We start from the raw sequence: 11840 nt of genomic DNA, 5'->3' as shown, positions 1-11840 counted from the left end.
GTGGTCGAGGGAATCAACAATAAACTTAAACTAATAAAACGGAGAGGCTATGGCTTTAGAAACTTTCGGAATTTTTGGGTTAGAAGTATGTTGTCTTGGCATCTTGTCTGTTGATTTAGCATAAAGGGTAACGAAGAGCCATTATTCGTCTGATTAAACGTAAGTTAGGAGCTATTGATGTGGCTCTAGAGAGTTGGATTATAACCTTAAATATTGATACTCTGGAACGAGTGGGAGAAGCTTTATTGGATTTTTCGACAGTGGAGGATTTAACTAATTGGTTAAATGCTTTAGACGCTTAGTATTTTTCTATTAAACTTCACAGAAGGATATTTATTGTTATGGGTATAACTTTTGAAAATGCTATCCAGCAAACTCAAGATTTACTAAGTCAAATTGAGTTTTTAGATACCGATACAATCACTCAGGAAATTACTGAGTTAGTCTCAACAGAAAATGGAGCCAGAGGATTCTTTGTTACTTATTCAACCAGCGATTTATCCTATACGGAATATCCTAGTTTGGAGGTAATCACCGCTTTAAAAACTTCCCCGACATTGGTGAATGAATTATTAGTTAAAAATCTGGTCATGTCCACGGCAATGGTCATCTATCATCGCAGTCAAGGAGACGAAGAAAATGCTCGAGGTTCTGAGAAAGTCCAAGAAAAAAACAGTCAACTAATTAAGCAGTTATTATCGCCAGCCTTGGGGGAAAAATTACGACAATTAGCTACCAGTTTAAACACAGGACAAGGAGAATATCAAGCCTTTCTAGAACGCTGGGGATATGACGATTGCCAACGTCAAGCGATCGCAGAAATTATTCAAACTTTTCTTTAGTAACTAGCTGATTTTTTCCCAAAGATTTCGACCAAAATAGGGAACGATCGGTTAGAGGAATTAACTCTTTTACCTCTTGTTTGCTGCTAAAATGGCTTATTGAAGTCAATCGGCTCTCTTACTCTTGTTGTGATAAGTTTAACTTATATAAGACCGATCAATCTTTGTGTCCTTTGTGTCTTTGTGGTTCGTTCCATTCGCTCGCCAGTGGGAATGTATCTGAGAATAGATTTTACCCACCAAACCCAAGAGAGCCGCAAATCCCCGGCAAAGGCCTTAGGGGGTTTTGCCATAGCCGCCACAAAACCAAGGCATTTAACCACTGTACCAGTATTTCTTAGTCAACTTCCGGGAGGTAAAACCCCAAGCCGATGATGGGATTTGAACCCACGACCAATTGATTACGAATCAACTACTCTACCACTGAGCTACATCGGCACATTGCCAGTTTCCGATTATATCACGGACAATAGATACAAAGCTAGAAAGATTTTTTTATGAGCAAATCCCCTCGACTCGATACCCAAAAATACGCCCGCTTGAAAGAGGAAGCGGCCAATCCCTACCGAGGTCTGCGGCAGTTTATCTATCTCGGTTTAGGTGCTTCCGGTTTTATTGGTGCGGTGGTTTTTCTGGCCCAATTAGCGGCAGGCAGGGACGTAGCCACCGCTTTACCCAATTTTGCCCTACAAATCGGTGTGGTGGCCCTGATGATTTGGTTATTTCGTCGGGAGAAAAAAGCTAGCAGTTGAGGGAGTAGCCACCGATAGCCAAAACAGTCTCTTGCCCCAGAGAATAAAAGTTAACATTAACTCCAGTCTTTTCGTGTTATGATCGAGGCGAGAGTCAAGATTGGTGTTCAAGTTCGTTTTCAGTATTAACTCGGTAAGTCTTTTACTTTAGTATTGTTCGGCTTCTCCCTGAATTTTGTGTCTCCACACCGTTTCGAGTATTGTTCGAGGATTCAAGTATTATGTCTATTTTTGTTGGTAATCTCTCTTACGAGATTTCCCAAGAGGATCTGGTCGAGGTCTTTCAAGACTACGGCAAGGTTAAAAGGGTTCATATTCCCGTTGACAAAGAGACACAGCGCAAACGCGGTTTCGCCTTCGTGGAAATGGAAGATAAAGCCCAGGAAGCCAAAGCGATTGAGGCACTAGATGGCGCTGACTGGATGGGGCGATCAATTAAAGTTAACGAAGCCCGCGAGCGTGAAGAGCGTGCGCCCTTCAATGGTGGTGGTGGTGACAGAAAAAAACGCTATTAAGCTTTTTTTGTGAATAATTGTGGGAGGGTGGACAGGGTTCACCCTTTTTTTGTCGTTAATTAGGGTTTGCGGCAAAAAGTTTTTCGTGGGGGTAGGGTGTGGGGTGTGGGGTGTGGGGTGTGGGGTTTTACCCATTTTCAGGGGGTCAGTTACCTAATTTTCAGGGAAAAAGTACCTGAATTTTACCCCCGATCACTCCAAGGGTCAGCACTTTTTGAGGTAAAAAAAGTCTAAAAACCTTATCTAACAAGGTTTTTAGATTTATTCAGCAAACCCCAAGTAAACTATAAGGGATATCGCCATCAGATTCTGATCGGCGATCGACTCTTTCTGTGTTATGATCGAGGCAAGAGTCAAGATTAGTGTTCAAGTTCGTTTCCAGTATTAATCTGGTAAGTTTTTTACTTTAGTATTGTTCGGCTTCTCCCTGAATTTTGTGTCTCCACACCGTTTCGAGTATTGATCGAGGATTCAAGTATTATGTCTATTTTTGTTGGTAATCTCTCTTACGATATTTCCCAAGATGATCTGGTCGAGGTCTTTACAGACTACGGCAAGGTCCAAAGAGTCCATATTCCCGTTGACAAAGAGACACAGCGCAAACGCGGTTTCGCCTTCGTGGAAATGGAAAATAAAGCCCAGGAAACCAAAGCAATTGCCGCACTGGATGGTGCTGAATGGATGGGGCGAGCAATTAAAGTTAACGAAGCCCGCGATCGTGAAGAGCGTGCGCCCTTCAGTGGTGGTGGTGGTGACAGAAAAAAACGCTATTAAGCTTTTTTTGTGAATAATTGTGGGAGGGTGGACAGGGTTCACCCTTTTTTTGTCGGCAATTGCGATCGCTGCTCCCCTCAAAACCAACAGAAATCTAAATGTCTGAGTCTCTCTAAAAGGTAACAAGTAAACTATAAAGGATATCGTTATCAGGTATGATCGGCGATCAACTCCCGAATATATGGACAACAAAAACCCATGGAGACAACCTATACCCTAGCTGATGGGCGTGAAGTGCTTCAATGCCCCACTTTAGTTGAAGACGATCGCACGGGCATGAGTCCCGAAACCCTAAAACGGGCTTTTCTGGACAATCTATTTTATTTGCAAGGGGTTAACCGCACTAATGCCAGTCCCTACAATTACTATGTCGCCCTTGCCTACACCGTTCGCGATCGCCTGCTGCGTCGTTTTCTGAAATCCACCGACACCTACAAACAAGAAAAAGTTAAACTCGTCTGCTATTTCTCCGCCGAATTTCTCATGGGGCGGTATTTAGGCAATAATCTCGCTAATTTGGGTATTTACGACCTAATCAAAGAGACGATCGAGGAATTAGGTCTTGATTTTGAGGAAATTATCGAACAGGAACCAGATCCCGGCCTCGGAAACGGCGGTTTAGGGCGTTTAGCGGCTTGTTTCCTCGATTCCCTCGCTTCCCTCGAAATTCCCGCCATCGGTTACGGTATCCGCTACGAATTTGGCATTTTCCATCAAATGATCCAAGACGGTTGGCAGGTGGAAATCCCCGATAACTGGCTACGCTTCGGCAATCCTTGGGAATTACCCCGTCCCGATGAAAGTGTGGAAGTAAAACTGGGTGGCCGGACGGAAATCTATCACGATGATAAGGGACAGGAACGGGTACAATGGCTGCCGGAACGTCGGGTTTTAGCCATTCCCCACGATACCCCCGTCCCGGGTTACAAAACCAACACGGTTAATGCTTTGCGTCTCTGGAAAGCAGAAGCGAGTGAATCGTTTAATTTTGAGGCTTTTAACGCCGGGTTATACGATCAATCTGTGGCTGAAAAAATGGACGCGGAAACCATTTCTAAAGTCCTTTATCCCAACGATAATACCCCCGCCGGTCGCGAATTACGTCTCGCCCAACAATACTTTTTTGTGGCCGCTTCCCTGCAAGATTTAATTCGCATTCACCTAAAAAGCCACAAAAATCTGCAAAATTTCCACGAAACCGCCGCTATTCAACTAAACGACACTCACCCCGCCATTGCGATCGCTGAGTTAATGCGTTTGTTAGTGGATGAAAACGGCTTAGAATGGTCAAAAGCTTGGACAATTACCCAAAAAACCTTCGCTTATACCAATCATACCCTATTGCCGGAAGCCCTAGAACGTTGGTCGGCGGATCTGATCGGGAAATTGCTGCCCCGACATCTAGAAATTATCTACCTGATCAATCACTTTTTCCTCGACGATGTGCGGACTTGGTTTCCCGATAACGAGGAATTATTGGGCAAATTGTCGATAGTTGAAGAAGCTGGTTGGGGTAATAAACAAATTCGCATGGCTAATTTAGCCTGTGTGGGTAGTCACTCGATTAACGGAGTCGCTGCCTTACACACCGAGTTGCTGCAAAAAGACACCCTGAAAGAGTTTGCCATGCTCTGGCCAGAAAAATTCTATAATAAAACCAATGGTGTCACCCCGCGCCGGTGGATTTTATTGAGCAATCCCCAATTATCGGCACTATTTACCGAAAAAATCGGCGATAATTGGTTAAAAGACCTGAAGGAATTGCGAAAACTGGAACAATACCTTGATGATCCTGAATTCCGTCAGCGTTGGTATGAAATTAAACAGGCGAATAAGGCCGATTTAGCGGCTTATATGCTGAAAACCCGCAATATCGAGGTGGATGTTAATTCGATTTTCGATGTGCAGGTAAAACGGATTCACGAATACAAACGCCAACATCTGGCAGTTCTGCACATTATCGCCCTTTATAATCGCATTAAACAGAACCCTCAGATCGATATTGTGCCGCGCACTTTTATCTTTGGTGGTAAGGCAGCCCCCGGTTACTTTATGGCGAAGTTAATTATTAAGTTAACTAATGCTGTGGCTGAAATTGTGAATAAGGATCCTGATGTCAGAGGTCGTTTAAAATTGGTTTTCCTGCCTAACTTTAACGTTTCTTTGGGTCAACGCATCTATCCGGCGGCGGATCTTTCCGAACAGATTTCTACGGCGGGTAAGGAAGCTTCCGGAACCGGTAATATGAAGTTTGCCATGAATGGCTCCCTCACCATTGGGACTCTGGACGGCGCTAATATCGAAATTCGCGAGGAAGCAGGGGCAGAAAATTTCTTCCTTTTTGGCTTGACAGCAGAAGAAGTTTATGCTAAGAAAGCACAGGGTTATGAACCGATGAGCTATTACAAAAATAATCGCGAATTGAAGGGAGTGATCGATCGAATTAAGAGTGGTTATTTTAGCCATGGTGACCAGGAATTATTCAGGCCGATCGTTGATTCTCTCCTCTACGATGACCAGTATATGCTTTTAGCTGATTATCAATCCTACGCTGATTGTCAGGAACAGGTAAGTGAAGCTTATCGCGATCGGGACAAGTGGACGCGGATGTCGATTCTTAACTCGGTTCGCATGGCAAAATTCTCTAGCGATCGCACAATCTGGGAATATTGTCAAGAGATTTGGAAAGTTAATCCGGTCAAGATTAGTTTAGAGGATTAAAAAACTCGGTCAAGTTCGGGTTTAGTCTTTGACTAGCCCGAATTCTGGAACCGTCGCCCCAAAAATGCTTTGTGAAAAGGATAAAATTTATTATTTTTTGCTATCCAAAAACTGGGTCAACACTTTTGAGTTTTAGGGTGAATGATTCGGGGAGCTTTTTGATTATGAGGAAAAATATAAATGTCAGTAATAATTGAACAAAACCTAGGGGAAATTTTAGCTCAAATTAATCACAAATTAGAGAATTTACAAAAAGATGTTACAGACATCAAAATTGAGTTAACAGAAGCTAAGGGGGAAAGACAGGTATTAAAGGTGGAAATCGATAACCTGAAGCAAGATGTTAAGGCAATTAAAGGTTCACAACAGGCTCAAATTTGGACATTAATTGGTATTTTAATTACGGCGGTAGGAGGGTTTTTAGTGGCAGTGGGTAGGTTTGTTATTTCCGGTAATCCTTAATTACAATACCGTCTAAACTATGATTGAGAGTGATTAAATGATCGACTATGATTAGATTGTTTTTAGACAATCACACAATCACAAAAATCCTATTCATTTGATTCCCAAGTACTAAGGATATTCTAAGAATAAATTTTGAAAAGTATGGTTATCCTGCCAGCGATAGATTGAAAAATCGCGGCGATCTGACGTTAAAATTCTCCCGTGTCCTAAGTTTTCAGCTAATACTACTAATGAAGCATCAGCTAGATCCATTGGTATATCTTCATAACGGTCTATGAGTTGTTCCATTCGTCTAACATGATTTGATTGTAATTCAAATACTTCAAAACCACCTGCTAAGAAATTTTGAATAAATAGCAGTTGAGCATGATTACCGAGACGAGTTAGCAAAAGGTAACAAGTTTCGGTGACAACACACCAGGTTGTTATTAGGGGTTCTCGCAATCTTTGAATTACAAGCTGTGCTTGTTGATGATGATGATCTTGCTCATTGGCGAGGGCCAACCAGAAGCCTGTATCAACTATAATCATGTTTGGCTGACCATTCTTCCTTGAGGATGGTTTTATAATTAGTAGAAAGATCGGGCGAACCTTGTCCACACCCAATAAAACCGCTTTCTTTCAGCACTTTAAGGGGATCTGAGTTACGCGGGTGTAGTTTGGTATATTGTTGCTCAATAACTTGATTGAGTAGGGTAGTTATATCCTGATCGCTATGTTGTTGGATGTAGGCGAGTTTTTCCCTTTGTTCTTGGCTAAGATGGATGGTGATGTCCATAGTCTTTCTCCTTAATAATGTCTAAACTATGATTAGAATAATTGAACGATAAACTATGACTAGGTTATCCTTTGTCCTAGACAATCACGAATATTTATTGTATCACATTATAGCGTTTCTCACACCTGTGTGGCACAGTGAAACCTTTGCTGATTAAACTTTTCACCATCGACAATGTACCTCTTGCGAACAGGAAACGCTATATATCATAGGGTTGGTCTCTCAAAAAAAAATCACAGTCCATCACATAATCACATCAATCACAGTACAGACAATGATGGAAGACTATGCAACAGGGTTAGAAGAACAAAGAAATAATACTCCTGTTGCTTGGTTACGGGATATAAAGTATAGAATCTTGTTATGTAGAAGTCTAAAGCATGATCTATATGATTATTTAATTGACTGTCATTCTAGCCTGACCTATAATCATGGAAAGCTCAATCAGGAAAGTGAAAATGAGACAGGTACTTACAGCGAGAATTTTTCAAGAAGATAATTGGTTTGTTGCCCAATGTTTAGAGGTTGATGTTGCTAGTCAAGGGGAAACAGAAACCGAGGCGTTAAACAATCTGCAAGAGGCTTTAGAATTACATTTTGAACCGCCTTGTGCAACAGTTATTCCCCGATTACAGAAGATAGAGGTAGAAATCAATGCTGCTTAAGCCTTTATCTTATCGTGAGATTAAACGCAAGTTGGAAGCGGCAGGGTTTGAAGTTATTAGTCAAAAGGGGAGTCATGTTAAGTTTGCCAAGGATACTCCCGAAGGAAAAATGACAACGATTGTTCCCTGTTATAAGGAGGTAACAATCGGTACAATTGCCAGTATTTTAAGGCAAGCGGGATTAAGAGTTGATGAGTTTGAGCGTTTATAGTTAATATCCTCTATAGCATTCTGTGTCATAATCGCCCTATATCAAGGGGACTCATCCTATCATAGAGTCATCCGCCAAAAAACATCATAGTCCCTCATTCAATCATTCTAATCACAGTACAGACAATGAATGAACAACGCGCCCAAGCTTACTTAAACCTGATTAAGCAACTATTAACCTGTAATCAAGGCGATAAACTCCGAATTTTACAGGGAAGATGTCGCCCTAACTATTCTAACACTGTTAATTAAGATAGGAGATAACTAAATGCGACTACTATCAATGATTTTACGACTATTAAGCAGAATTTTGAGAAGTTTTATTGTTCTTTTAGGTGTTGTCTTTATTAGTATTCCTTTGGAAATTTTAAGGCTAATCTTTCCCCCACTTAGACGAAAAATGGAATTTTTAAACCAATCCTCTTCTTCTCGTTTAGTATATAAATCTTCACAAGGAGTAAATCTTGACATTGAAATACCTAATCAACAAAACTATCTTGATTTCTTGATGGAGACATTACAAAAAATCTCAGAAAATCCTAATCTTCAAGTTATTTATCCTTTCTGGGCGCAAAATCTCGATAAATTAGATGATAATTTAATATATATTCTCGATAGTTGGGCAAAAAATACATTATCATCCGTTAAAGCAGAAGAAGCTGAATATATCGGTGCTGTTATTAGCAATTTTAGTAATTTAATTCAACAGTTTCCTCTTGGTAACATTGCCATTAATTTAGAAATTGCTATCACAGGTTATGAGATTGCCATGACTATCGTCACTTTTGACGTATTTCCTCAATGGGTAAATACAAGACTTAATCTCGCTCTTGCTTACTCAGACAGAATCAGAGGGGATAAAGCTGAGAATTTAGAAAAAGCGATCGCCATTTGCAGAAAACTGTTTAAAGTGTTTTCTTTTGATATTTTCCCACAAGAATGGGCAGCAACAAAGAATCGTCTGGCTATTGCTTACTGTAAAAGAATCAGAGGGGATAAAGCAGAGAATTTAGAAAAAGCGATTACCTACTATCAAGAAGCATTAAAAGTGAGAACTTTTGACGCATTTCCCCAAGATTGGGCAACCACACAAAATAATCTGGGGAATGCTTATAGTGATCGCATCAGAGGGGAAAGGGCAGACAATCTAGAGTTAGCTATTGTGGCTTATAACCAGTCATTAGAAGTAAGAACCCGTGATAGTTTTCCTTATGAATGGGCAATGACACAAAATAATCTGGGGAATGTTTATGGTAATCGCATAAGAGGGGGGGAAAAAGCAGATAATCTAGAGTTAGCCATCGTGGCTTATAACCAGTCATTAGAAGTATTAACCCGTGATAGCTTTCCTTATGAATGGGCAAAGACACAAAATAATCTGGGGAATGTTTATAGTGATCGCATCAGAGGGGAAAGGGCAGATAATCTAGAGTTAGCTATTGTGGCTTATAACCAGTCATTAGAAGTGTTAACCCGTGATAGCTTTCCTTATGACTGGGCAAATTCACAAAATAATCTGGGGAATGTTTATATTAATCGCATCAGAGGAGAAAAGGCAGATAATCTAGAATTAGCGCTCATAGCTTTAAATCAGTCTTTAAAAATTTATACCCGTGAGGAGTTTCCTTATGAATGGGCAAGGTCACAAGATAATCTGGGGAATGCTTATAGTGATCGCATCAGAGGGGAAAGGGCAGATAATCTAGAGTTAGCGATCACAGCTTATAGCCTGTCTCTAGAAGTATCTACCCGTGAAGCATTTCCTTATGAATGGGCAAACACACAAAATAATCTAGGGAATGCTTATAGAAATCGCATCAGAGGAGAAAGGGCAGATAATCTAGAGTTAGCTATTGTGGCTTATAACCTATCTTTAGAGGTTTCAACCCCAACCGCTTTTCCTATAGACTGCTTAAGAACAGGACGAAACTTAGGAAATACTGCCAACTTTATCCAAGACTGGGAAACCGCCATCAAAGGCTACAACTTAGCTATCGAAGCAGTAGAAAATACCCGACTCGAAGCCTTAAACCCCCAACGACAACAAGAAATTCTCTCTGAGGCAATGGATGTTTATCATGGCATTGTTCAATCCTATCTCAACCTCAATCAACCAGATCGCGCCTTAGAATACGTTGAACGCAGCAAAACCCGCTATTTAGTCCAATTGCTTACCGACCGAGATATCTATCCTAAAGGTAATATCCCCCAAACTATTATTACGGAATTAGATCGCCTCCGTCGTGCCATTATTGGGGAAGAACAACAGTTAGCCATCCAAGAACAAACCCGCAATCGGGGAGTAACTTTAACTCTAGATGAACAAAGACAACCCATCTTAAATGACTATACTCACCTCAATAAATTAAAACAAGAATTAAATCAATTTATTGACCGTGAAATAACGAAAATAGATGAGAATTTTATTTTAACTCAAACGGTTAAGCCTATTCCCTTTCAAGACATTTTATCTTTAACCGATGCTGAAACTTGTCTTTTGCAATGGTATATCACAAGTGAGAAAATACTCGCTTTTGTTGTATCTGCTGATGGAAATATTAACCTTTGGGAATCTTCAGAAGATGATCGAGATAAATTAACTGATTTAATTAATAATTATCTACAGCTTTACTACTCCCAAAATGGCCATCAAGAATGGATAAATCAACTTTCTGACCTCTTGCAAACCTTCTCAGATACCCTACATATTAATGATATTCTGGCACTTATTCCAAATACTTGTAAACGCTTAATTATTATTCCTTATTTGTTTCTGCATATTTTACCCCTTCATGCTTTACCTATTAATGACAATCAAATATTACAAGATAAATATGATGTTCAATATGCCCCTAGTTGTCAATTATTTAAAATTACTCAACAGCGTCAATTAAACGATTTAAACTCCCTTTTTGCCATTCAAAACCCCCAAAATAATCTACTTTTTACGGATTTAGAAGTAGAAATCATTAAAAATTTGTTTGTTCAAAGTGATATTTTAGCCAAACAAAACGCTACTGAAATCGCCATCAAAACTCATCAAAACTTCCCCTTAGCTAACTGTATCCATTTTTCTTGTCATGGTACATTTAACCCTAATAAACCCTTAGAATCTGCTTTAATTCTTACCAAAGAAAAAACAGATCAAGAAGATGGTTATTTAAGATTAGGAGAAATCTTTGAACTGAATTTTAAAAACTGTCGTCTTGTCATGCTTTCTGCTTGCGAAACTGGTTTAATTGATCTTAATTATATTAGTGATGAATATATCGGTTTACCGAGTGGTTTTCTATCTGCAGGTAGTCCTAGCGTTGTTAGTAGTTTGTGGAAAGTAAATGATTTATCAACTGCATTTTTACTGATCAAATTTTATGAAACTTTACCCAAAAATCCCAAAAAAGGTGAAATTGCAGTTAGTCTTAAAAATGCTCAAAAATGGCTACAAACCTTAACCCTTGACCAATTTGAACAAGAATTAGAAAGATTTCAACTCCAATTAGATACAATTATCAACCAACTAGGAGGAGGAAAACGCCCAATTTTTAACGAGTCTCTGAAACAAATTCGTCAACGTCAACCCTATCCCTTTAAAAATCCCTATTATTGGGCAGGTTTTATTGCTACAGGATTTTAATCTGTCTCCTTACAAAAAGCATCTAAACCAATATCTTCGACAACAAACAAAACGACGGGAACAACTAAAGTAACGGGAAACTGTAAACATCCTGCGACAATTCCAATCAGTTTAAAGACTTTTTTAGTTTTGGCTGAACAAATAAAAGGACGACATTTTGTCGCTAATTCATCTAAATCTAAGCTTTTATCTGGTTCTGTTCCAGTTTCGCGCATTCTCATTAAAATGATTGCGTCTTGTAAGTTTCCTTCACATTCCTCAATAACATCAAGTGCAATTAAAGCGTTCTCATTGTCCGCAAATTGAATACGGTACTGAGCAATTTTTTCCGGTGTTAACTGCGTTGTGTCTGACATAATACCATCCTTAAAGCTAAAACCAATTTTTTCCCATTATCTCACCTTATTAGCTCCTAATCCCACGAAATGCCGTGAGGAAAATCCCTAGCTTTAGGTTGTCCGCGACTTTATAATCGTCTCGTCGC

The 11840-nt window shown here is 39.8% G+C and carries 14 protein-coding genes, 1 tRNA gene and 1 pseudogene; 12 read left to right on the top strand and 4 right to left on the bottom strand.

Translation table 11 applies throughout. The features are described from left to right. From IM507_RS08265 to IM507_RS08255, 3 genes and pseudogenes are all read left to right on the top strand, one after another. On the top strand, positions 1-114 hold a 114-nt coding region (locus IM507_RS08265), incomplete at its 5' end, for a transposase (RefSeq protein WP_130758671.1). 17 nt (positions 115-131) lie between these two features. Continuing rightward, positions 132-302 (top strand): annotated as a pseudogene (locus tag IM507_RS08260) (DUF4351 domain-containing protein); the annotation flags it as partial. 39 nt (positions 303-341) lie between these two features. Next, the gene (locus tag IM507_RS08255; protein ID WP_002736130.1) at positions 342-842 is read left to right on the top strand and encodes a hypothetical protein; all 501 of its coding nucleotides are present in this window, start codon (positions 342-344) and stop codon (positions 840-842) included. Between the two features lie 366 nt (positions 843-1208). On the opposite strand, the gene IM507_RS08250 is transcribed toward IM507_RS08255, so the two are convergent. Then, positions 1209-1280, bottom strand: a tRNA-Thr gene (locus tag IM507_RS08250). Between the two features lie 59 nt (positions 1281-1339). Between IM507_RS08250 and IM507_RS08245 the strand changes: the two genes are divergently transcribed. From IM507_RS08245 to IM507_RS08225, 5 genes are all read left to right on the top strand, one after another. After that, positions 1340-1594: a DUF3493 domain-containing protein gene (locus IM507_RS08245; RefSeq protein ID WP_002737802.1), complete on the top strand. Its 255-nt coding sequence runs from the start codon at positions 1340-1342 to the stop codon at positions 1592-1594. A gap of 221 nt (positions 1595-1815) precedes the next feature. After that, positions 1816-2109 carry an RNA recognition motif domain-containing protein gene (locus IM507_RS08240; protein ID WP_002736839.1) on the top strand — a complete coding sequence of 98 codons (294 nt, stop codon included), beginning with the start codon at positions 1816-1818 and terminating at the stop codon, positions 2107-2109. Between the two features lie 480 nt (positions 2110-2589). Further along, the gene (locus tag IM507_RS08235) at positions 2590-2883 is read left to right on the top strand and encodes an RNA recognition motif domain-containing protein (RefSeq protein ID WP_287636869.1); all 294 of its coding nucleotides are present in this window, start codon (positions 2590-2592) and stop codon (positions 2881-2883) included. A gap of 198 nt (positions 2884-3081) precedes the next feature. Continuing rightward, positions 3082-5604 carry a glycogen/starch/alpha-glucan phosphorylase gene (locus IM507_RS08230; protein WP_287636868.1) on the top strand — a complete coding sequence of 841 codons (2523 nt, stop codon included), beginning with the start codon at positions 3082-3084 and terminating at the stop codon, positions 5602-5604. A 180-nt stretch (positions 5605-5784) separates the two neighbouring features. Next, positions 5785-6066 (top strand): hemolysin XhlA family protein, encoded by a 282-nt coding sequence (locus IM507_RS08225; protein WP_002736843.1) that lies wholly within the window; start codon positions 5785-5787, stop codon positions 6064-6066. Positions 6067-6177: 111 nt separating this feature from the next. Here IM507_RS08225 and IM507_RS08220 read toward each other — a convergent pair whose 3' ends face one another. Together IM507_RS08220 and IM507_RS08215 are read right to left on the bottom strand one after the other, a co-directional pair. Beyond that, positions 6178-6600: a type II toxin-antitoxin system VapC family toxin gene (locus tag IM507_RS08220; protein WP_042790766.1), complete on the bottom strand. Its 423-nt coding sequence runs from the start codon at positions 6598-6600 to the stop codon at positions 6178-6180. Next, on the bottom strand, positions 6587-6847 hold the full coding sequence (locus IM507_RS08215) for a hypothetical protein (RefSeq protein ID WP_002737535.1): 261 nt from the start codon (positions 6845-6847) through the stop codon (positions 6587-6589). The genes IM507_RS08220 and IM507_RS08215 overlap by 14 nt, the downstream gene beginning before the upstream one ends. 458 nt (positions 6848-7305) lie before the next feature. On the opposite strand from IM507_RS08215, the gene IM507_RS08210 reads away from it, so the two are divergent. From IM507_RS08210 to IM507_RS08195, 4 genes are all read left to right on the top strand, one after another. Continuing rightward, a complete protein-coding gene (locus IM507_RS08210) occupies positions 7306-7512 on the top strand; it encodes a type II toxin-antitoxin system HicB family antitoxin (RefSeq protein WP_002740815.1) in 207 nt (68 codons plus the stop codon). Beyond that, positions 7502-7723, top strand: a complete 222-nt coding sequence (locus IM507_RS08205) for a type II toxin-antitoxin system HicA family toxin (protein ID WP_123230353.1) — start codon at positions 7502-7504, stop codon at positions 7721-7723. Before IM507_RS08210 ends, IM507_RS08205 begins: the two co-directional genes overlap by 11 nt. 125 nt (positions 7724-7848) lie before the next feature. Continuing rightward, on the top strand, positions 7849-7974 hold the full coding sequence (locus tag IM507_RS08200) for a hypothetical protein (protein WP_259679023.1): 126 nt from the start codon (positions 7849-7851) through the stop codon (positions 7972-7974). A gap of 16 nt (positions 7975-7990) precedes the next feature. Continuing rightward, on the top strand, positions 7991-11356 hold the full coding sequence (locus tag IM507_RS08195) for a CHAT domain-containing protein (RefSeq protein ID WP_123230352.1): 3366 nt from the start codon (positions 7991-7993) through the stop codon (positions 11354-11356). On the opposite strand, the gene IM507_RS08190 is transcribed toward IM507_RS08195, so the two are convergent. Further along, a complete protein-coding gene (locus IM507_RS08190; RefSeq protein WP_069475674.1) occupies positions 11353-11712 on the bottom strand; it encodes a hypothetical protein in 360 nt (119 codons plus the stop codon). The genes IM507_RS08195 and IM507_RS08190 overlap by 4 nt on opposite strands. Positions 11713-11840 lie beyond the last annotated feature (128 nt).

The sequence above is a fragment of the Microcystis sp. M20BS1 genome (genome assembly GCF_020245305.1).
Taxonomy (GTDB): Bacteria; Cyanobacteriota; Cyanobacteriia; order Cyanobacteriales; family Microcystaceae; genus Microcystis; species Microcystis ichthyoblabe_A.
The sequence above is the reverse complement of the archived record's forward strand: the minus strand, read 5'-3'. Positions and strand labels throughout refer to the sequence as shown.

Bases quoted from the DNA above. Each gene is read 5' to 3' on its own strand.
- IM507_RS08255 (WP_002736130.1), top strand. From the start codon at position 342: ATGGGTATAACTTTTGAAAATGCTATCCAGCAAACTCAAGATTTACTA.
- IM507_RS08245 (WP_002737802.1), top strand. From the start codon at position 1,340: ATGAGCAAATCCCCTCGACTCGATACCCAAAAATACGCCCGCTTGAAA.
- IM507_RS08240 (WP_002736839.1), top strand. From the start codon at position 1,816: ATGTCTATTTTTGTTGGTAATCTCTCTTACGAGATTTCCCAAGAGGAT.
- IM507_RS08235 (WP_287636869.1), top strand. From the start codon at position 2,590: ATGTCTATTTTTGTTGGTAATCTCTCTTACGATATTTCCCAAGATGAT.
- IM507_RS08230 (WP_287636868.1), top strand. From the start codon at position 3,082: ATGGAGACAACCTATACCCTAGCTGATGGGCGTGAAGTGCTTCAATGC.
- IM507_RS08225 (WP_002736843.1), top strand. From the start codon at position 5,785: ATGTCAGTAATAATTGAACAAAACCTAGGGGAAATTTTAGCTCAAATT.
- IM507_RS08220 (WP_042790766.1), bottom strand. From the start codon at position 6,600: ATGATTATAGTTGATACAGGCTTCTGGTTGGCCCTCGCCAATGAGCAA.
- IM507_RS08215 (WP_002737535.1), bottom strand. From the start codon at position 6,847: ATGGACATCACCATCCATCTTAGCCAAGAACAAAGGGAAAAACTCGCC.
- IM507_RS08210 (WP_002740815.1), top strand. From the start codon at position 7,306: ATGAGACAGGTACTTACAGCGAGAATTTTTCAAGAAGATAATTGGTTT.
- IM507_RS08205 (WP_123230353.1), top strand. From the start codon at position 7,502: ATGCTGCTTAAGCCTTTATCTTATCGTGAGATTAAACGCAAGTTGGAA.
- IM507_RS08200 (WP_259679023.1), top strand. From the start codon at position 7,849: ATGAATGAACAACGCGCCCAAGCTTACTTAAACCTGATTAAGCAACTA.
- IM507_RS08195 (WP_123230352.1), top strand. From the start codon at position 7,991: ATGCGACTACTATCAATGATTTTACGACTATTAAGCAGAATTTTGAGA.
- IM507_RS08190 (WP_069475674.1), bottom strand. From the start codon at position 11,712: ATGTCAGACACAACGCAGTTAACACCGGAAAAAATTGCTCAGTACCGT.